The sequence below is a fragment of the Plantactinospora sp. WMMB782 genome (genome assembly GCF_049179135.1).
In the GTDB taxonomy this organism is placed as follows: domain Bacteria; phylum Actinomycetota; class Actinomycetes; order Mycobacteriales; family Micromonosporaceae; genus Plantactinospora.
Genome location: NZ_JBMHMC010000007.1, coordinates 1,451,081 through 1,470,147, shown reverse-complemented (window position 1 = coordinate 1,470,147; position 19,067 = coordinate 1,451,081). Strand labels below are relative to the sequence as shown.

The 19,067-nt window shown below is 71.5% G+C and carries 22 protein-coding genes; 15 read left to right on the top strand and 7 right to left on the bottom strand.

The features are described from left to right. Positions 1-8 precede the first annotated feature (8 nt). The 6 genes from tsaE (at position 9) to ACN28A_RS08515 (ending at position 3,976) form a co-directional block, all read left to right on the top strand. On the top strand, positions 9-524 hold the full coding sequence (tsaE, locus tag ACN28A_RS08540) for a tRNA (adenosine(37)-N6)-threonylcarbamoyltransferase complex ATPase subunit type 1 TsaE (RefSeq protein ID WP_421393920.1): 516 nt from the start codon (positions 9-11) through the stop codon (positions 522-524). 86 nt (positions 525-610) lie between these two features. After that, positions 611-1,297, top strand: a complete 687-nt coding sequence (gene ung / locus ACN28A_RS08535; RefSeq protein WP_421393919.1) for a uracil-DNA glycosylase — start codon at positions 611-613, stop codon at positions 1,295-1,297. 135 nt (positions 1,298-1,432) lie between these two features. After that, complete coding sequence (tsaB, locus tag ACN28A_RS08530) at positions 1,433-2,134, top strand: tRNA (adenosine(37)-N6)-threonylcarbamoyltransferase complex dimerization subunit type 1 TsaB (RefSeq protein WP_421393917.1); 702 nt, start codon at positions 1,433-1,435, stop codon at positions 2,132-2,134. Between the two features lie 13 nt (positions 2,135-2,147). Further along, on the top strand, positions 2,148-2,639 hold the full coding sequence (gene rimI / locus ACN28A_RS08525; RefSeq protein WP_421393916.1) for a ribosomal protein S18-alanine N-acetyltransferase: 492 nt from the start codon (positions 2,148-2,150) through the stop codon (positions 2,637-2,639). After that, the gene (gene tsaD, locus ACN28A_RS08520; protein WP_421393914.1) at positions 2,632-3,678 is read left to right on the top strand and encodes a tRNA (adenosine(37)-N6)-threonylcarbamoyltransferase complex transferase subunit TsaD; all 1,047 of its coding nucleotides are present in this window, start codon (positions 2,632-2,634) and stop codon (positions 3,676-3,678) included. Before rimI ends, tsaD begins: the two co-directional genes overlap by 8 nt. A 43-nt stretch (positions 3,679-3,721) precedes the next feature. Next, positions 3,722-3,976: a hypothetical protein gene (locus ACN28A_RS08515; protein WP_318396093.1), complete on the top strand. Its 255-nt coding sequence runs from the start codon at positions 3,722-3,724 to the stop codon at positions 3,974-3,976. 32 nt (positions 3,977-4,008) lie between these two features. Here ACN28A_RS08515 and ACN28A_RS08510 read toward each other — a convergent pair whose 3' ends face one another. Then, positions 4,009-4,269, bottom strand: a complete 261-nt coding sequence (locus ACN28A_RS08510; protein WP_421393912.1) for a transcriptional regulator — start codon at positions 4,267-4,269, stop codon at positions 4,009-4,011. Positions 4,270-4,590: 321 nt separating this feature from the next. Between ACN28A_RS08510 and ACN28A_RS08505 the strand changes: the two genes are divergently transcribed. The 5 genes from ACN28A_RS08505 (at position 4,591) to ACN28A_RS08485 (ending at position 7,985) form a co-directional block, all read left to right on the top strand. Further along, positions 4,591-5,193, top strand: a complete 603-nt coding sequence (locus ACN28A_RS08505) for a hypothetical protein (RefSeq protein WP_421393910.1) — start codon at positions 4,591-4,593, stop codon at positions 5,191-5,193. 43 nt (positions 5,194-5,236) lie between these two features. Then, positions 5,237-5,980 (top strand): hypothetical protein, encoded by a 744-nt coding sequence (locus tag ACN28A_RS08500; RefSeq protein WP_421393909.1) that lies wholly within the window; start codon positions 5,237-5,239, stop codon positions 5,978-5,980. A gap of 26 nt (positions 5,981-6,006) precedes the next feature. Next, positions 6,007-6,333, top strand: coding sequence for a hypothetical protein (locus ACN28A_RS08495; RefSeq protein ID WP_421393908.1), 327 nt, complete (start codon positions 6,007-6,009; stop codon positions 6,331-6,333). Positions 6,334-6,335: 2 nt separating this feature from the next. Continuing rightward, positions 6,336-7,124 (top strand): hypothetical protein, encoded by a 789-nt coding sequence (locus ACN28A_RS08490; protein ID WP_421393906.1) that lies wholly within the window; start codon positions 6,336-6,338, stop codon positions 7,122-7,124. Between the two features lie 249 nt (positions 7,125-7,373). Continuing rightward, complete coding sequence (locus ACN28A_RS08485) at positions 7,374-7,985, top strand: hypothetical protein (RefSeq protein WP_421393905.1); 612 nt, start codon at positions 7,374-7,376, stop codon at positions 7,983-7,985. Positions 7,986-8,071: 86 nt separating this feature from the next. On the opposite strand, the gene ACN28A_RS08480 is transcribed toward ACN28A_RS08485, so the two are convergent. Together ACN28A_RS08480 and ACN28A_RS08475 are read right to left on the bottom strand one after the other, a co-directional pair. Next, positions 8,072-8,257, bottom strand: coding sequence for a DUF397 domain-containing protein (locus tag ACN28A_RS08480; protein WP_421393904.1), 186 nt, complete (start codon positions 8,255-8,257; stop codon positions 8,072-8,074). Continuing rightward, positions 8,250-9,119 (bottom strand): helix-turn-helix domain-containing protein, encoded by an 870-nt coding sequence (locus ACN28A_RS08475; protein WP_421393901.1) that lies wholly within the window; start codon positions 9,117-9,119, stop codon positions 8,250-8,252. Before ACN28A_RS08475 ends, ACN28A_RS08480 begins: the two co-directional genes overlap by 8 nt. Before the next feature lie 231 nt (positions 9,120-9,350). Here ACN28A_RS08475 and ACN28A_RS08470 point away from each other — a divergent pair, with 231 nt between their 5' ends. The 4 genes from ACN28A_RS08470 to ACN28A_RS08455 all read left to right on the top strand — a co-directional run bounded on the left by ACN28A_RS08470 (position 9,351) and on the right by ACN28A_RS08455 (position 15,327). Continuing rightward, a complete protein-coding gene (locus ACN28A_RS08470) occupies positions 9,351-11,057 on the top strand; it encodes an ABC transporter ATP-binding protein (RefSeq protein WP_421393899.1) in 1,707 nt (568 codons plus the stop codon). 1 nt (position 11,058) lies between these two features. Then, complete coding sequence (locus tag ACN28A_RS08465; RefSeq protein WP_421393897.1) at positions 11,059-12,891, top strand: ABC transporter ATP-binding protein; 1,833 nt, start codon at positions 11,059-11,061, stop codon at positions 12,889-12,891. A 514-nt stretch (positions 12,892-13,405) separates the two neighbouring features. Then, positions 13,406-14,032 (top strand): ArsR/SmtB family transcription factor, encoded by a 627-nt coding sequence (locus ACN28A_RS08460; protein ID WP_421393896.1) that lies wholly within the window; start codon positions 13,406-13,408, stop codon positions 14,030-14,032. Next, a complete protein-coding gene (locus ACN28A_RS08455) occupies positions 14,032-15,327 on the top strand; it encodes an MFS transporter (protein ID WP_421393894.1) in 1,296 nt (431 codons plus the stop codon). The genes ACN28A_RS08460 and ACN28A_RS08455 overlap by 1 nt, the downstream gene beginning before the upstream one ends. Here the strand turns inward: ACN28A_RS08455 and ACN28A_RS08450 are convergent. From ACN28A_RS08450 to ACN28A_RS08435, 4 genes are read right to left on the bottom strand one after another with little or no spacing between them, the layout of a single operon-like run. Next, on the bottom strand, positions 15,317-15,619 hold the full coding sequence (locus ACN28A_RS08450; protein ID WP_421393892.1) for a DUF1707 SHOCT-like domain-containing protein: 303 nt from the start codon (positions 15,617-15,619) through the stop codon (positions 15,317-15,319). The two genes, ACN28A_RS08455 and ACN28A_RS08450, sit on opposite strands and share 11 nt — an antisense overlap. A 21-nt stretch (positions 15,620-15,640) precedes the next feature. After that, the gene (locus ACN28A_RS08445) at positions 15,641-16,840 is read right to left on the bottom strand and encodes an ROK family transcriptional regulator (protein ID WP_421393890.1); all 1,200 of its coding nucleotides are present in this window, start codon (positions 16,838-16,840) and stop codon (positions 15,641-15,643) included. A gap of 8 nt (positions 16,841-16,848) precedes the next feature. Next, positions 16,849-18,114, bottom strand: coding sequence for a sugar ABC transporter permease (locus ACN28A_RS08440; RefSeq protein ID WP_421393889.1), 1,266 nt, complete (start codon positions 18,112-18,114; stop codon positions 16,849-16,851). Further along, the gene (locus tag ACN28A_RS08435) at positions 18,111-18,947 is read right to left on the bottom strand and encodes an ATP-binding cassette domain-containing protein (RefSeq protein WP_421393888.1); all 837 of its coding nucleotides are present in this window, start codon (positions 18,945-18,947) and stop codon (positions 18,111-18,113) included. The genes ACN28A_RS08440 and ACN28A_RS08435 overlap by 4 nt, the downstream gene beginning before the upstream one ends. Positions 18,948-19,067: the final 120 nt, after the last annotated feature.

The following is a 19,067-nucleotide window of genomic DNA, read 5'->3' as shown; positions in this document are numbered from 1 at the left end:
CCACCCGGATGAGCGACTCGTCACCCGGCCCGCACGGCAGTCCGGAACTGGTCCGCGAGCTGCCCACGGTGGCGGACACCCACGGGTTCGGTCGGCAGCTCGGCGGGCTGCTCCGCACCGGGGACCTGCTGGTGCTGACCGGCCCGCTGGGCGCCGGCAAGACCGCCCTGGTGCAGGGGATCGGCGCCGGACTGGGCGTGCTCGGCGAGATCACCTCGCCGACCTTCGTGATCGCCCGGGTGCACCGCCCCGATCCGGCCCGGGGCGGCCGGGTCACGCTCGTGCACGCCGACGCGTACCGGCTCGGTGAGGCGGTCGACCCCCGGGCCGAGATCGACGACCTCGACCTGGACGCGTCGGTGGACGAGGCGGTCACCGTCGTCGAGTGGGGCGAGGGCATGGTCGAGCACCTGGTCGACACGCACCTGCGGGTGCTCATCGACAGGCGGGACGACGACACCCGGCGGGTCGAGCTGGTGCCGTTCGGCGGCGACTGGGCCGAGCGCCTCTCCGCACTGCGCTGATGCCGCGGGCTGCCGGAGCCGATGTCCCCGGTGTCGTACCGGACTTCTAGAGTGCGGGAAACGTCCTGGCGTTCGAGAGGTTACCGATGACCCTGGATCTTCCGGCCCTGCTGCCGCCGGCCTGGCGGGCGGCGCTGGACCCGCACCTCGACCCGGCCCAGACGGCCGCGTTGGGCGAGTTCGTCGCCGGGGAGTACGCCTCCCAGACCGTCTTCCCGCCGCTGGAGGACCTCTTCGCGGCCTACCGGCTCTGCGCGCCGGAGGACTGCCGGGTGCTGATCCTCGGTCAGGATCCCTACCACCGGGCGGGCCAGGCGCACGGGCTCAGCTTCAGCGTCCGGGACGGCGTCGCCGTGCCGCCGTCGCTGCGCAACGTCTTCAAGGAGCTGGCCGACGACCTCGGGGTGCCGGTGTCGCGCAGCGGCAACCTGACCCGCTGGGCGAGCCAGGGTGTGCTGCTGCTCAACGCGGTGCTGACCGTCCGGCAGGCCACCCCGGGCTCGCACGGCAACAAGGGCTGGGAGGCGTTCACCGACGCCACGATCAAGGCCCTCGACGCCCGCCCGGAGCGGATCGTCTTCCTGCTCTGGGGCGGCTACGCGCGCAAGAAGGCCGCGCTGGTCGGCAACCCGGCGCACGTGGTGCTGGAGGCCGGCCACCCGAGCCCGATGAACCCCCGGGGATTCCTGGGCAGCCGCCCGTTCAGCGCCTGCAACAAGGCGCTTGCCGACGCCGGTCGGCCCACCGTCGACTGGGACCTCGCAGCCCGCTGACGTCTCTCGACCCGCTGGTGCCGCTCCAACATCGCCACCGTCGGTGCCCGCACCCCCTGCTCGATCCGGGTGACCGCCGCCGTGGACAGCCGGGCGGGGGCCCGGTGCCGATGGCAGTCCGGTTAGGGTGCCTATGTGCTCGTACTCGTGCTGGATTCCTCGACCCCGGCGGTGACCGCCGCGCTGGCGGAGATCACCACCGACGCGGTCGTGCCGCGTGGCGAACGCAGCGTCGTCGACGCGCGTGCCCATGGCGAACTGCTGGCGCCGCAGGTCTCCGAGGTGCTCGCCGGGGCCGGCGCCCGCCCGACGGACCTGGCCGCCGTGGTGGCCGGGGTCGGACCCGGGCCGTTCACCGGGCTGCGGGTCGGCCTGGTCACCGCCGCCAGCATGGGACAGGTGCTCGGCATCCCGACCTACGGGGTGCCCTCGCTCGACGCCATCGGCCACGCCGCCACCCACCCCCGCTCGGGCGCGGTGCCGGAGGGCGGGCCGGTGCTGGCCGCCACCGACGCCCGGCGCCGGGAGATTTACTGGGCCGTCTACGACCTGGCCGGCGAGCGGTTGGCCGGCCCCGAGGTCGACACCCCGGCCGCCGTCGCGGAGCGGGCCCGCGAGCTGGGCGTCCGGGTCGCGGTCGGCGAGGGTGCCCACCGGTACGCCGACATCCTCGGCCTGCCGCCGCGAGCCGGCCTCGACTACCCACCGCCGTACGCGCTCGCGGAGCTGGCGTCCGGGCGCGTCCGGGCCGGCGCCCCCGGCGAGCAGCTCACCCCGCTCTACCTGCGCCGCCCGGACGCGGTGGCGGCGGCCGGCCGCAAGCCGGTCTTACAGTGAGGGTCCCAGGGTGATGCCGGCGGTCGACGGGGGCAGTGCCCGGACGATCCGGCTCGGGCCGTTCCGCTGGTGGCACATCACCGAGGCGCTGCCGATCGAGGCGGACCTGTTCGGTGCCGAGCAGTGGTCGGCGGCGATGTTCTGGAACGAGCTGGCGAACGGGCACCACTACCTCGCGGCGCTCGACGGCACCGACGCGCTTGTCGGGTACGCCGGGCTGGCCGTCGCGCCGCCGGACGAGGCCTGGGTGCAGAACGTGGCCGTACGCCGGGACGTCCAGCGCGCCGGGATCGGCCGGATGCTGCTTGTCGAGCTGCTGGCCGAGGCGACCCGGCGGGGCGTACGCCGGGTGCTGCTGGAGGTGGCGGTGGACAACGCACCGGCCCAGCGCCTCTACGCGGCGTACGGATTCGAGCCGGTCGGGGTGCGGCGCGGCTACTACCAACCGAGCAACACCGACGCGCTGGTGATGCAGGTCGAACTGGAACGGGCGGAAAATGGCTGACGAACCCCTGATCCTCGGGATCGAGACCTCCTGCGACGAGACCGGCGTCGGCGTCGTACGCGGGCACACCCTGCTCGCCGACGCGCTGGCGTCCAGCGTGGACGAGCACGCCCGGTTCGGCGGGGTGGTGCCGGAGGTGGCCAGCCGGGCCCACCTGGAGGCGATCGTGCCGACCATGCGGCGGGCGCTCGACGACGCCGGGGTGACCCTGGCCGACATCGACGCGATAGCGGTCACCGCCGGCCCGGGGCTGGCCGGCGCACTGCTGGTCGGGGTGGCCGCGGCCAAGGGCTACGCACTGGCCGCCGAGAAGCCGGTGTACGGGGTCAACCACCTGGCCGCGCACGTCGCGGTGGACACCCTGGAACACGGCCCGCTGCCCGAACCGGCGATCGCGCTGCTGGTCTCCGGCGGGCACTCCTCACTGCTGCTGGTGGACGACCTGGCCAACGGGGTCACCCCGCTCGGCGCCACGATCGACGACGCCGCCGGGGAAGCCTTCGACAAGGTGGCCCGGCTGCTCGGGCTGCCGTTCCCGGGCGGCCCGCCGATCGACCGGGAGGCCCGCTCGGGCGCACCGGACGCGATCGCCTTTCCGCGCGGGCTGACCGCACCGAAGGACCTCGCCGCGCACCGCTTCGACTTCTCGTTCTCCGGGCTCAAGACGGCGGTGGCCCGCTGGGTCGAGGCGAAACAGCGGGCCGGCGAGCCGGTGCCGGTGCCGGACGTGGCCGCCTCGTTCCAGGAGGCGGTCTGCGACGTGCTCACCGGCAAGGCGGTCGCGGCCTGCCGGGACCGGGGCGTCGACACCCTGGTGCTCGGCGGCGGGGTGGCCGCCAACTCCCGACTGCGGGCGCTGGCCGAGGAACGGGCGGCGAAGCACGGCATCCGGGTCCGGGTGCCCCGGCCGAAACTCTGCACCGACAACGGGGCGATGGTCGCCGCACTCGGCTCGCACCTGGTCGCCGCCGGGGTCGCCCCGAGCCGGCTGGACCTGCCCGCCGATTCCGCGATGCCGCTCACGATCGTGAGCGTGTAGTGTTCCGGCGGCGTCTGGGGCGGTGGGGAGAGTGACGACCGACGTGATCGTACGGATGTGGGAGGTACGCGCCGAGCGCGCCGGCTTCGCCGACCTGATCTCGTGGGTCTGCGACAGCGCCCTGCCGGAGCTGGAGCACAACCCGCTGCACATCTCCAGCGAGGTCTTCTCGTCCACAGACAACCGGCTGGTGGTCATCTCGAAATGGCGGGCCAACCCGGTCTCGCTGCCCGACCCGCCGGCCCGGATGCTGGCCCGTACCCCACACGTCTGGGACTTCACCCAGGTCGACCGCTGACCCGAGGTGCCCGCCCGGCAGGCCGGCCGAGTTCAGGCGCGGCGCAGGAAGGCCACCAGCTTGTCGACCGACTCGAACGGCTTGACGACGCTGACCAACTCCCAGCCCCACTGGCTGAGTATCTCGACCGCGACCAGGATGCCGGTGGTCCTCGGCATCGGAAGGCTACTGTCTGCCACCACCGCGAGGTGTCGGTACGGATAGTTGCGCAGGTCGCATCGGCCGTTGATCAGGGCCGCCGCGTCGACCTCGCGGGTGTGCGCAATCTGCTGCGCGGCCTGGAAAGGGTGCATGCGGCATACCGTACTCACCTGACGCGATGGCGTCGACTGCTCACGCAGCGCGAACGGGTTGGCGCGTATCGGCTACGATCTGGCCCTCGGAATAACGAGGTGGCCGGCCGGAGGATAGACCCGAAATCGGGTCCAGGTGGCGGGCCAACCCGGTCTCGCTGCCCGACCCGCCGGCCCGGATGCTCGCCCGTACCCCACACGTCTGGGACTTCACCCAAGTCGACAGCTGAGCCTCCGAACGGACGAGCTACCGACGGAAGTTGACCTTCTGTCGTGACAACGACCACCCACCGTGTCGCCTCTGTGTGTCATCATGGCCGGATGCAGCCGGCAGGCAAACGTGTCTATCTCTCGGTCGGGCACCAGCGAGGGCTTGTGGGCCGCTATTTGCTCGTGCTCGTGTTCGGCGGTGCGGTCGCCATTGTCGCCGTCATCGCCGGCTTCCGCCTTGGCGGGTTGCTGGTTCGCACGGTGGGCGAGGGCGTGGATCCGCTCAACGCCGGGCCGTTCTCCCTGCCGTTCTTGACGGGCGGGCTTTTCGGCATTGGGACGTGGTTCCTCCTGCGGCTTGCAATCCGGCGTGTGTTTTCCGGAGCATGGTTGGACGGCACCCGACTGACCGTGCAGGACGGACGGCGTCAGGCCGTCGAACTGACGACGGCCCGGGCAATATCGCTGCAGGCGAGCGCCGAGCGGCTCGCCACGTCGGCTCCGGCTGGCGTACTGGGGGCACCACCGACGGTTCCGCTGCTGGTGGTGGACGCCAACGGACGGCAGATCCGGCTCCGCCTGGCCAGCCGTGACAGGGTGCTGCTGCCTCCGGACCAGTTATTGACCCTGGCCAACGTCCTATCCTTCGCACGCTGCCCGGGCGTCGCGGAAATCGTCGGTTGGCTCCGCGCCATGGCGGCGTGGCCTCGCTGAAAGCTGCACCGTCCGTACGATTCGACGAATTCCTGGGGAGCCAGTGAGCATTACAGACAGTCTCGATGAGCTTCGGGCCGGCGCCGAGCGGCTTGCCTGGCAGTTGGACCATTCCGGCTTGAGCGGTGTAGGCGCGGACGAGTCACGGACCGTGCGGGTGCATCTGGACGACGCGGGGCGCGTCCAGCGAATCGACATCGATCATGCGTGGTGGCGCGATCCAGGGCCGGATCGGTTGGCCGACGCGGTCGTCACTGCGGCGAACCAAGCGGCCGTGAACCGTATAAGTGCCTGGTCGGAACGGGTAGCCGAACGGGCTGGTGCCGAACCGCCGGCCGATTGGCGGGGATCGCTGCGCCAACGCCAGGACGAGGAACCTCACGACGGCCGGGGCACCGCACCGGCCGGCGATCGTGACAGCAGGACGGAGGCGTTGCTCCGGCTGTCGGAGGTAACCGAAGCAGCGCTGTCGGAGATGGATGACTACCGCCGTCGAACAGAGGCACGGGCACACCAGCAGGTGCTGGGACGGTCTCGTTCCGATCGCGTGACTGTCACCTATGCAGGCGACCAGCTCTCGCAGGTGGAGGTCGACCGACGTTGGCTGCGGAGCCATCCGAGTGGTCAGGCTATGGGGAGCGAGTTGGGTGAGGCATGCCAGGACGCGTACGACCGGATGGCGCAAGAAAGGCAGGCCATACTGGGTAGCCTGCCGGCCTTGACCGCACTGCGTGAGCTCACCGCCGATCCGGTGACCCTGGTCCACCGCTTGGCCGCACCACGCTGACCTACAAGGCAAGAAGGGACGAGGAGTTGGCCGAACCGGATGCGGCGACCGTGAGAGTGGCCCGCGATGCGCTCATGAGCGACGCGGCGACCTGGCATGAGGCCGCGGAGGTCATGACAAAGGCTGCGCACGAGGCAGCATCCCTGGGACTCGGTGGGTTCCACATCGGATATCTGCCCAGCCGGCTCGGCGCTGGGCAGCGTTACACCGAGGCGCAGGAATATTTCGTTCGGGTGCTGCGGGAGGGCGCCCTCACGATGACGGAAATGGCGACCAGGCTACGAGCGGTACTGGAAGACTACGACCGTTCGGACCAGGGGGCGTCAGTACGCATGCAGCGAGCGGGGGAGTAACGATGACCGCAGCGGGAGCGAGCTGGCTGGAACAGGTCGCCGAGCGCTCACAGCTAAACGTCAGCGAGGGCCTCGAACGGGTCCAGCAGTTGACCGTGGAGTTGGCGGACCGGCTCAACGACGTCATGCGTCTTCTGCCGATGGGCATCGGGGCCGAGGTGATCGAGAGGGAGTGGCGGCGATTCCTCGAGCTGAAGGACCGGATATTCGACGAGCTACAGCGGTTTGCCGAGGAACCGGGCTTCCCTCCGGCGCTCTGGCGCATCGGCGAGTACTGGAATGTACGGGTGGGCGCACCTGTGAGTGGTCTGCAACAGAAGCTGTCACCGCACGGGTTGGAATCCCCCCGGCTATGGACCGGCATGGCCGCCGATGCCTACCGGGATGCGGCGCTCGCGCAGGCAGACGCTATCGCGACCATCGGGCCGGCCGCCGAGAAGGTCCAGGCTGCCTTGGATGATCTCGGCTGGGGCCTTCTCGCCTTCTGGGCAGCCCTCGCTGCAGCGGTGACGACCCTTGTCACCACCCTGGCCGGTGCAGTCGGGTTGACCTCTGCCGTCGTAACTGCCCCGGCCGCGCCGCCGGAGGCATGTGGTGGGGCTGCGGCCACGATCTCGTTGATCATCGCCGCAGCGGTGGCGCTCGTGGAGTACGTCGATCGGTTTGACAGTTCGATGACGGCGATGGCCCAGGTGCTGAACGACAATACCGGTATGGTCGAGCAGCCGGGCGGAACCTTCGGCTGGCCCATCATGGACGCACCCGGCAAGTGGTCCGTGCGGTCGGAGTGACAGTCACTCCTTGTCGAAGACCCTGGCGATGCCCCGTGATCCGGACGGCATCGAGATGTGGAGTTTCCTGCCGTTCGTGATAGCCGGGGACTTGGTGCCCTGGTCATCGTCTACACGGCTCTGGAGGCTGCGCGTTCCGGCGTCCCGCGCCGGAGTGATCGGGGCCAGCGTGGATTCGTTGACGTTCGCTAACCTTCTGTCGAAATCCTGACCGCTCTACGTGTCGCCCCTGTCTGTCATCATGGCCGGGTGCATCCAGGGATTTATCGATATCATCTCTCGGTCGGCTTCCACGGCACTCGTGCGTTGCGGGTGGTGTTTGGGGTGGTGCTAGGCGGGATGGCCGCACTGGCGTCCGGCTGTCTCGGATTCATCGTGGGTATGATGCTGCTCTGGGTGATACCCGACCGCCCCAGCAGTCAGATACCGCTCGGCTACCTGCCGCTTGTGACGGCTGCAGTATTTACCCTGGGTGTCGTTGTGTATGTGGCGCTGGCGATCACCTTCGGTGTTCGGCTGGCCGCCTGGCTGGAAGGAACTCGGTTGACCGTGCGGGGCCTACGGCAGCGGAGCGTTGAGCTTGCGGACGCCCGATCGGTGGTGTTGCGTCAGACCAACCAGAAACTCGTCGGTCCGGTACGCCACAGCGGGGTCATCGGTCCGGCCCAACCGGTGTCGGTGCTCGACGTCGCTGATGGCAACAGCAGCGTGCGGCTGCGTCTGGCCAGCCGTGAGGCAGTCCAACTACCACCGGAACAGCTACTCGCACTTGCCAGTGCGCTGTCGACGGCTCGGTGCCGGGGCGCGGCAGATGTCGTGGCGTGGCTGCGCGGCACCGCGGCGCTTGCCCAACGTGGTTGATTTAGATCATTGCATCCGTCAACTCGTGTAACTGCGCCGTAGGCCTCCGAGGGTATTCGGGCCAGAGGCCTACGGCGTGACTGGTGTTATCGGATCGAGGTGACGAAGCGCCGCCAGGCGGGCGCAGAGAAGGCCAAGGCAGGACCGGACGGATTCTTGCTGTCGCGTACGCCGACGACGCCGGGCAGGTTGTCGGAGACCTCGACGCACGCCCCGCCCGATCCGTTGCTGCGGCTGCTCTTGCGCCATCTGGCGCCGGTCAGGTCAGTCATCGCTGGACTCCTTGGCGATCCGCGCTATCAGGTCGGCCGACTGCGATGGATCGAGTGACGAGAGTTCGAGCATCCTCCATGCCCTAGCGTACGCCGCGATCTCGATCGGTCGGTCCAGGTAGATGGCGCCCGTCAGCGACTCGCTGTAGATCGTCGTCGGCTCCGGAGCGCGGAGTCCGGTCGACGGAAAGTCGAGGATGATGAAGTTGCCACCGGTCAGCGCCCAGTTGGGCTGCGCGGTCAACGGCAACACTCTGATCGTCGCAATCTCGCTGCTTGCTACCGATTGCAGGTGGGCGAGCTGGCCCGCCATCCCGGGCGCCCGACGGCGGAGGGTGACCTCGTCAACGATGACTTCCAGGCGGGGCGGCGCAGGCTTCTTGCGGCGGAGGATCTGCTGGCGTTCCAGTCGAACCTCCACCCGGCGCTCCACCTCCACATCGGGAAGATCCGGCTGGGAACGCAGCAGGTGTGTGGCGTACTCCCTGGTTTGCAGCAGGCCGGGAACTGTGAACGGCTCCCAGTGGCGGAGGCGGGAGGCGGCGGCTTCCAGGCCGACGTACAGCTCGAACCAGGAGGGGATGGCGTCGCCGTAGGAGTGCCACCAGCCTGCTGCCTTGGTCTGGGTCGCCAGGCCGATGAGTGCCTCGGTCATCTCGTTCGACACCCCGTACGTGGTGCACATGGCGAGGACGTCGGCCTTGCGGACGGAAGTGCCGCCGCTCTCTATCCGGTACATGGTCGTCCTGGAGACCTCCAGCTCCTGGGAGGCGGCCTCCAGGCCGAGCCCCGCCTGCTCGCGCGCGATGCGTAGGTGCCGTCCGAGTTGGCGGCGCGGCACCGATGATCCGCTGTCGGTCATGTCATCCCCCTGCTTCAATTTGATACGGAGAACCGTTCAGGATGAAACGGTCGGCCGATCACCATTCGAAATAGCGGCCAATCGGTTCGACTTATCGACACTAGGCATTTTTGCCGGCGGATTCCAGCCGCGACTGTTCGCGATTCTGAGCCCGTAAGTCGGCGATCAGGAGGCGGCCAGGGCCCGGAAAACCCGTGGCGATCGTGGCGATCGGTTTCATAGCGTCGCCGGGTGCGCTCCTTACCTGTCGCCGATCCCGGCGTGCCCGACCGGCGCTCGGCGACCAGGTTCCTGCTCTGGCTCGCCGCCCGGATCTGGCCCACCCTCGCCTGGGGGATGGGGCTGGCCGTCGTCTCCTTCGTCGGTCAGGCGCTGATGCCGGCCGTGCTGGGCCGGGCGATCGACGCCGGCCTGGTCGCCCGGGACACCGACGCGCTGCTGCGCTGGGGCGGGGTGTTGTTCGCCCTCGGTGTCGGGCAGGCGGTCGTCGGGATCGTCCGGCACCGGTTCGCCACCTTCAACTGGCTGGCCGGGGCGTACCGGACGGTGCAGATCACAGTCGACCACGCCAACCGGCTCGGCGCGACCCTGCCGAAGCGGCTCGCCACCGGCGAGGTGGTGAGCATCGGCACCGCCGACATCAACCACATCGGCGGGGTGCTCGACATCCTCTCCCGGGGCACCGGCTCGATCTTCGCGGTGCTCACCATCACCGCGATCCTGCTCGCCACCTCACTGCCGCTCGGCCTGGTGGTGGTACTCGGCGTACCGCTGCTGATGGCGGTGGTCGCCGTACTGATCCGGCCGCTGCACCGCCGGCAGGAGGCGTACCGGGACCAGCAGGCGACCCTGACCACCCGGGCCAGCGACATCGTCGCCGGGCTGCGGGTGCTGCGCGGGGTCGGCGGCGAGTCGGTCTTCTCGGCCCGCTACCGGGCGGAGTCGCAGGCGCTGCGGCACGGCGGGGTACGGGTGGCCCGGGTGGAGGCGCTGCTGGAGGCGACCCAGGTCCTGATGCCCGGCATCTTCCTGGTGCTGGTGACCTGGCTCGGCGCCCGGTTCGCCCTGCGTGGCGAGATCAGTGTCGGGCAACTCGTCTCGTTCTACGGTTACACCGTGTTCCTGGTCGGTCCACTGCGGATGCTCACCGAGCTGATCGACCACATCACCCGGGGGCACGTCTCGGCCCGCCGGGTGGTGGGCATGCTCGACCTGCGGCCGGACATCACCGACCCGGAGCACCCGGTCGAGCTGCCGGCAGGGCCCGGCGAGCTGGTCGACGTCGAGTCCGGGGTGACGGTGCGGCCCGGCCGGCTGACCGCGCTGGCCGCCGCCGCGCCGGAGGAGGCGGTCGCCGTCGCCGACCGGCTCGGCCGGTACGTCGACAGCGAGGCGACGCTGCGCGGCGTACCCCTGCGGAAGCTGGCGGTGGCCGCGGTCCGGCGCCGGATCCTGGTGGCCGACAACGACGCGCGACTCTTCTCCGGCCCGCTCCGCACGGAGCTGGACCCGCACGACCGGGCCGACGACGCCACCGTGGCGGCTGCGCTGGAGGCGGCCAGCGCCACGGACATCGTGGCGGCGTTGCCGCGCGGGCTCGCCGGCCGGGTCGCCGAGCGGGGCCGGGAGTTCTCCGGCGGCCAGCAGCAGCGCTTGCGGCTGGTCCGGGCGCTGGTCGCCGACCCGGAGATCCTGATCCTGGTCGAGCCGACGAGCGCGGTCGACGCGCACACCGAGGCCCGGATCGCCGACCGGCTCGGCCCGGCCCGGCGAGGCCGGACCACGGTGGTCTGCACCACCAGCCCGCTGCTGCTGGACCGGGCCGACCACGTCGTCTTCGTCTCCGACGGCAAGGCGGTGGCCGAGGGCAGGCACCGCGAGCTGCTCGACACCGAGCCGCGCTACGCCGCGGTGGTCAGCCGGGCCGAGGGGGAGTGAGATGAGCGAGCGTCCCGCACTGCCGGTCGCCGACGCGGCGCAGGTGCGCCGGTACGCCCGCAGCCTGCTCCGCAGGCATCCCCGGGCGCTGGCCGGGGCGCTCGGGCTGCACGCACTGGCCGCGGTGACCGGGCTGGCCGCGCCCCGGCTGCTCGGCGACCTGGCCGAGGCGATCTCGGCGGGCACCAGCACGGTGACGGTGGACCGGGTGGCGCTGGCGATCGCCGGGTTCGTGCTGGCCCAGGCGGTGCTGATCCGGTTCGCGCACTTCGCCTCGGCCCGGTTCGGCGAGCGGGTCCTCGCCGAGCTGCGCGAGGAGTTCGTCGACCGGATCCTGGCCATCCCGCTGCCCACGGTGGAGCGGGCCGGCACCGGTGACCTGCTGACCCGGAGCAGCCGGGACGTATCGGCGCTGTCCAGGTCGGTCCGGTTCGCCGTGCCGGAGACCCTCATCGCCGTGGTGACGGTGCTGGCGGTGATCGGCGCGATCCTGCTGACCAGTCCGCTGTTGCTGCTGCCCGCCCTGGTCGCGGTGCCGATCCTGACCGTGGCCACCCGCTGGTACCTGCGCCGGGCCACCCCCGGCTACCTCGCCGAGAACGCCGCCTACTCCGACATCACCGACGGGATCAGCGAGACGGTGGAGGGGTCGCGGACCACCGAGGCGCTTCGCCAGCAGGCCCGGCGCCGGGCCCGCACCGACGCCGACATCACCCGGTCGTACGCGGCCGAGCGGTACACCCTGTTCCTGCGTACCGTCTATTTTCCGCTGGCCGAGACGGGTTACGTGCTGCCGGTCGTGGCGACCCTGGTCTGCGGCGGCTGGTTCTATGTCGAGGGCTGGGTGTCGCTGGGCGAGGCGACCGCGGCCACCCTCTACGTGCAGCAGTTGACGGACCCGGTCGACCGGCTGCTCTCCTGGCTGGACGAGGTGCAGGTCGGTGGCGCCTCCCTGGCCCGGCTGCTCGGGGTGGCCCGCCGACCCGACGACGTACCGGCCGACGACGCACCGGCCGACGACGCACCGGCCGACGACGCACCGGCCGGCGGCGTGCCGGCGTCCGGACCGGTCGGCGAGGCGGCGGTGTCCCACCCGGCCGACCGGCGGCTCGTCGCCCGGGACGTCCGGTACGCCTACCAGTCGGGGCGGGACGTGCTGCACGGCGTGACCCTCGCACTGCGCCCGGGGGAGCGGCTGGCGATGGTCGGCCCGTCCGGCGCCGGCAAGTCCACCCTCGGCCGGCTGCTCGCCGGGATCCACCGGCCCCGGCAGGGTGCGGTCACCGTCGGCGGCGTCCCGCTTGCCGACCTGCCGCTGGCCGAGCTGCGCACCGAGGTCGCGCTTGTCACCCAGGAACACCACGTCTTCCTGGGTACGCTGCGCGACAACGTCAGCATGGTCCGGCCGGACGCATCCGACGAGCGGGTACGCTCCGCGCTCGCCGCCGTCGACGCGCTGGACTGGGCGGAGCAGCTTCCGGACGGGCTGGAGACCCGGGTCGGCTCGGGTGGGCATCCACTCTCGGCCGCCCAGGCGCAACAGCTCGCGCTGGCCCGGCTGGTCCTCGCCGACCCGCACACCCTGGTACTCGACGAGGCCACCTCGCTGCTCGATCCCCGGGCCGCCCGGCACCTGGAGCGATCGCTGGCCGCCGTGCTGCGCGGCCGTACGGTGATCGCGATCGCGCACCGGCTGCACTCGGCGCACGACGCGGACCGGGTGGCGGTGGTGGAGGACGGCCGGATCACCGAGCTCGGCCCGCACGCCGAGCTGGTCGCCGCCGGTGGCTCCTACGCCGCGCTCTGGCGCTCCTGGCACGGCGACCGAAGCTGACTTCCCGGCGCCCCCCGACCGCCCCGCCCCGACCGCCCTGCCGCTCCGACCGCCCGGCGGCCAGGTAGTTCCGGTCCTGGAGCCCCGGGGTAGTTCCGGTCCTGGAGCCCCGGGTTGGGCGGTCCGGGAGGCCTCAGCGGCCCGACCGCCGGGCCGACAGGTAGTCCGACGTGCAGACTGTCGAGCTGCCCCGGCTGTGCGCCCACCAGCCCAGCCAATCTCCGGACCGCGCCCGCCCCGTCTGATATCCAGCCCAGCTACCCCACACAATCTCCGCGCAGCCTGTGCCCCGGCTGTGCGCCCAGCTCGACAGTCTCCGCAACGAACCTGGCCCGGCCGGCGAAGGGGGCCCCGATCAGCGGGCGACTCCGATCAGCGGGCGACTCCATCAGCGGGCGACTCCGATCGGCGGAAGGCTCCGGTCGGGGAAGGTCGGCGGAAGACCCGGGCCGTCAGCGCGCCACCTCTACTCGGCCGCTTGCAAAGAAATCTTTGCAAGCTTAGCGTTGCAAACATGTCTAGGGATGAAGTTCGGCTGAGTGCCACCTCGCTGCGCGGCCTCGCCCACCCGCTGCGGGTGCGGATGCTCAACGCGCTGCGCGAGCACGGGCCCGCCACCGCCACCCTGCTCGCCGAACGGCTCGGCCAGTCCACCGGTGCCACCAGCTACCACCTGCGGCAACTCGCCCAGTACGGCTTCGTGGTCGAGGAGCCGGAGCGCGGTGCCGGCCGGGAACGGTGGTGGCGGGCCGTGCACCGGAACACCCGGCTCGACCGCGAGGTGGGCCGGGACGCACAGCCGGAGGTCGAGACGTACCTGCGCGCGGTCGCCGCGCTCTACGCGGAGCGGGTCGACCGGTGGTTGAACGAGCTGCCCCGCCTGCCGGAGGAGTGGAGCGGGGTGTCCACCCTGAGCAACTGGCAACTCCGGCTCACCCCGGCCGAGGCGCGGGAGTTCTCCGCCGGCCTGCACGAGCTGATCGGACGCTACCGGCGGGACGAGCCGGGTGTGGCGGCACCGGCGGACGCCGAGCCGTTCGTGGTGCAGGCACAGCTGATGCCCTTCGTCCGGACCGGCGACGACGGCCCGGAGACTGGTCCGTCATCGGAGAGCGGCGGCGAGTCGACGGGGGCGGCCTGATGGACCGGGAGCGCCGGCCACTGGTGGGACTGCTGGTCGCTGAGTGGATCTCCCTGGTCGGCAGCCGGATGAGCATGGTCGCACTGCCCTGGTTCACCCTGGTGCTCACCGGCAGCGCCGCCCGGACCGGGGTGGTCGCGTTCGCCGAGATGCTGCCGTACGTGCTCGCCTGCGCGCTCGGCGGGCCGCTCATCGACCGGATCGGCGCCCGCCGCACAAGCGTGCTGGCCGACCTCGGCAGCGCGGCGGCGCTGGCCGGCGTTCCGCTGCTGCACCTGGCCGACCGGCTCTCCTTCGGCGCGCTCGTCGGCCTGGTCGCGGTCGTCGGGCTGCTGCGCGGGTTCGGCGACACCGCCAAGCGGGTGGTGTTCCCGGAGACCGTTGCGGCGGCGGGCCTGCCGATCACCCGGGCGACGAGCATCCACGACGGGCTCAGCCGGCTCGGCACCCTGCTCGGTGCGCCGCTCGCCGGGCTGCTGATCGCCGTGCTCGACGCCCCGCTGGTGCTGCTCCTCGACGCGGGGACCTTCCTGGCCGGAGCGGTGCTGCTCGCCGTCACCGTGCCGCAGACGCTCGCCGGCACGGCAGCCGCGACGGAATCCGGCCCGCCGTCCCCGGCACCGGAGCGGGAGCCCTATCTGGTCGCGCTCCGCTCCGGTCTGCGCTATCTGCGGCGGGACCGACTCGTACACGGCATCGTGCTGATGCTGCTGGTCACCAACCTGGCCGACGCGGCGTACACCTCGGTGCTCGCGCCGGTCTGGGCCAGCGAGGTGGTCCGGTCGTCGACCGCGCTCGGCCTGCTCACCGCGAGTTTCGCCCTGGGGGCGGTACTCGGCAACGTGGTCTTCACCGTGGTGGCCGACCGGGTGCCCCGGTTCGCCGTCTTCGCCGTCGGGTTCCTGCTCGCCGGGGCGCCCCGGTTCGTCGCCCTCGCCGTACTGGACCGGCTCTGGGTGGTCTATCTGGTCTCGTTCGTCGCCGGGGTCTCCATCGCGGCGGTCAACCCGATCCTCGGCGCGGTCAGCTTCGAGCGGATTCCGCAGCAGCTCCGGGCCCGGGTGCTCGGGCTGGTGCACGCCGCGGCCTGGGCCGGCATCCCGCTGGGCGGGCTGCTCGCCGGGCTGGCCGTGCAGGGGTTGCGGCTGCCGGTGGCCTGCCTGCTCTTCGGGACGGCTTACCTGCTGGTAACGCTGCTGCCGTTCGTGATGCCGGTCTGGCGCGAACTCGACCGGCCACCGAGCCCGCCGGTCACCCCCGAGTCGGCGCCGGCCGGGGCGCCGGTCAGCGGGTGACCTCTATGAAGACCGCCAGCAGCAGCAGGGTGGCGACGGCGACCGCGAAGACGACAAGCAGCTCCGGGCGGCCTCCGGCGTTGCCGCCGGCACCGGCCGACCCGGCGGTCTCCGGCGCCGCCGGCAGGTCCCGGACGACGGTGGCCAGCTCGCCGAGGGTACGCGCGGACCAGACCGCGCCGACCCGCTCGGAGAACTCGTCCAGGCTCAACCGTCCCTGCTCGGTGTGCCGTTGCAGATCGGCGACGACCCGTTGCCGGTCGACGTCGGAGGCACGCAGTTCCCCGTCCACGCCGGACAGCGTACGCCCGCCTCAGCCCGCGTCGAGGGGGTCGGCGAGCAGGTGCTCGAAGGCCAGTTCGGCGGCACCGACGAGTGCGGCGTCCTCGCCGAGCTGCGGGGTACGCAGCCGTACCTGCTCGCGCGGGGTGGGCAGGGCCAGCGAGTTGAGTCGGCTGCGTACCCGGGCCGCCGCCGCGAGGTAGACGTCCCGGAGGGTGCCGCCGAAGATGACCACACCGGGGTTGAAGATGTTCACCAGGTTCGCCACGCCGAAACCGAGCCAGTCGCCGACCTGCCGGATCGCCGCCTGGGCGTTCGCGTCCCCCCGGGCGGCGGCGTCGACCACCCGCAGCGCGGCCTCCCGACCGGCGGCGCCACCGCGGCCGGCGGCCTGGAGCATGGCGTACTCGCCGATCTCGGTCTCCCAACAGCCGTACGAGCCGCAGTCGCAGGGGCTGCCGCCGGGGTTCACCACCATGTGCCCGACCTCCCCGGCGTACCCGCCCTGCCCGGTCAGCCGCCGCCCACCCACGATGATCCCGGCATCGATTCCGACGTCCCGGTGCAGGTAGACGACGTCGTCGTGGCCGCTGGCGGCGCCCCGGGCGTGCTCGGCGACCGCGCTCGCGTCGGCGGCGTTGCTGACCAGCACGGGCCGCTCCTGCGGCAGCAGTTCCCCGAGCGCCTCGGCCAGCGGCCTGTCCAACTCGCCGCTGCCGGCCCAGGCGGTGCTCGCCGGCCGGAGGTGCGCCGCCTCCTCCGAGCGGCGCAGTCGCCCGCAGACCGCCACGCCGCTACCGACGTAGACCGAGCCGTCCGGCACCGCCTGGTGCATCTCCTTGACGAAGCCGGCCAGCAGCGGCAGGCACTCCACGGCGGACAGCCCCGGCGGCCGTTCGGCCTGCCGACGGTCCAGCACCTTTCCGCCGAGCCCGATCCGGGCGGCCCGCAGCCGGTCCACCTCGATGCTGTACGCGTACGCGAAGACCCGCCCGGACTCGGGCCGGACGACGAGCGACGGTCGTCCGGCCCGCCCGGTCTCCCGGGGTGCCCGTTCGCTGACCAGGCCGGCGGCGGCCAGTTCGGCGGTGAGCGCGCCGATGGTGCTGCGGTTCAGCCCGAGCGAGGTGGTCAGCTCCGCCCGGGAGGTGGCGCCGTGGATGTGCACGTACCGCAGCAGCGCGCCGAGATTCTGCCGGCGAATCTCCTCCTGGCTCGGCCCCGCGCGCATGCCGCCCCTTATCGGTTACCGCTCGCGGCGGCCCGCCGTCGGGACAACGCGTCCACACTGGCGGCGAGCAGCAGCACCAGGCCGGTCACCACGAAGGTGAAACCGGAGCTGCGGCCGAGCAGGCCCATCCCGTTGTCGATGACCGCGATCACCGCCCCGCCGAGCACCGCGTCCACGATCCGGCCCTTGCCGCCGAAGAGGCTGGTGCCGCCGATGACCGCCGCGCCGACCGCGTAGAGCAGGACCTTGCTGCCTCCGGTGTTGGCGTCGACCGAGGTGGCCCGGCTGGCCGCCACGATGCCGCCGATCGCCGCCATCGAGGAGCAGATCACGAAGACGGAGATCCGGATCCGGTCCACGTTGATGCCGGCCCGGCGGGCCGCCTCCCGGTTGCCGCCGACCGCGTAGACGTGCCGGCCGTACGCGGTGCGTTGCAGTACGAAGGTGAGCGCGACGAGCAGCACCACGATGATCGGTGCGACGATGGGCACGCCCTTGAGCGAGACGAGCGCGTTGCGGCTGCGCTCCTGGTTGAGCAGGTACACCGCCGTGCCGACGATCACCGCCAGCCCGCCGATCCGGATCAGCACCACGGCGAGCGGTTCGGTGACCAGCCCGAGTGTGCTGCGGTTGCGGTGCCGCAGCAGTTGCACCGCGGCGTAGCCGGCCACTCCGAGCAGGGTCAGCGCCCAGCCGAGCCACGGCGGCATGTTCCGGTTGGCGATCGCCACCAGCACGCTGTCCCGGACCGAGACGTTGGTGCCGCCCTTGATCAGCAGCAGCACGATGCCCTGGAAGGCGAGGAAGGCGGCGAGGGTGACCACGAAGGACGGGATGCCGACCTTGGCCACCAGGAAGCCGATCACCAGCCCGATCACCACGCCGGTGACGATCGCGGCGGCGACCGCGACCCACCAGGGATAGCCCCGCAGGGTGACCAGCTGGGCGAGTACGGCCGCGCAGACTCCGCTGGCGAAGCCGGCCGAGAGATCGATCTCGCCGAGCAGCAGGACGAAGACCAGCCCCATGGCGATAAGCATCACCGCCGCGCCCTGGGTGAAGAGGTTGGCGAAGTTGCCCTCGGTCATGAAGTTCGGGCGCAGCGCGGTGAAGACGGCGCAGAGCACGATCAGACCGAGTACGGCGGGCAGCGCGCCCATGTCGCCGCCGCGTACCCGGGCGAGGTAGTCCCGGAAGTGGCTGCCCACCGTGGGCACCGGTGCGCCCGGCACCTCGGCCGGCGGCACCACGGTGGTGGTGGGGGCGGCGCTCATCTGTCGGCTCCTGCACTCGTCGTCTCGGTGGTGGGTGGGGTGTCGTGCCTGCCGTTGCCGTTGCCGTTGCCGTTCTCGGCGGTCAGCCCGAGGCCGCCGCTGCGCCCGGCGGTGATCAGCTCGACCACCTGGGCGTGCGTGACGTCGCTGGTGCGCAGCTGCGCGACCATCTGGCCGAGATAGAGCATGGCGATCTGGTCGGAGACGGCGAAGACGTCGTTCATGTTGTGCGAGATGAGCACGACGGCGAGGCCGTTGTCGGCCAGCCGCCGGACCAGTTCGAGCACCTGGGCGGTCTGTGCCACGCCGAGCGCGGCGGTCGGCTCGTCCAGGATCACCAGCCGGCTGTTCCAGAGCACCGCCTTGGCGATCGCAACGGTCTGGCGCTGCCCCCCGGAGAGGCTGGAGACGTGCTGCCGCAGCGACTTCACGGTCCGTACGGAGAGCCCGGCGAGGGTCTCGGCGGCCATCTGTTCCATCGTCGGCTCGTCCAGGACGAGGCCGCTGCGCTTCTCCCGACCGAGGAACATGTTCTGCACGATGTCGAGGTTGTCGCAGAGCGCGAGGTCCTGGTAGACGACCTCGATGCCGAGGGTGGCGGCGTCCCGGGGGTTGTGGATCTGTACCGGCCGGCCCTCGAAGAGGATCTGGCCGCCGTCGGCCGAGTGGATTCCGGCGACGCATTTGACCAGGGTCGACTTGCCGGCGCCGTTGTCGCCGACGAGTGCGGTCACCTCGCCGGGGTTGACCGAGAGGTCGACGTCGCGGAGGACCTGGACGGGACCGAAGCTCTTGTCGATCCCGCGCAGTTCCAGCAGGGGTGTCGCGGACACGGGTTGGTCTCCTTTACACGGGGTGTCCGGTCGCGGGTGCCGATCGCGGGGTAACCGATCACGGGTCCGGTCCAGTCGTCTGCGGGGCGCGGACGCCGCCCGGCACGGATGGTTCCGTAC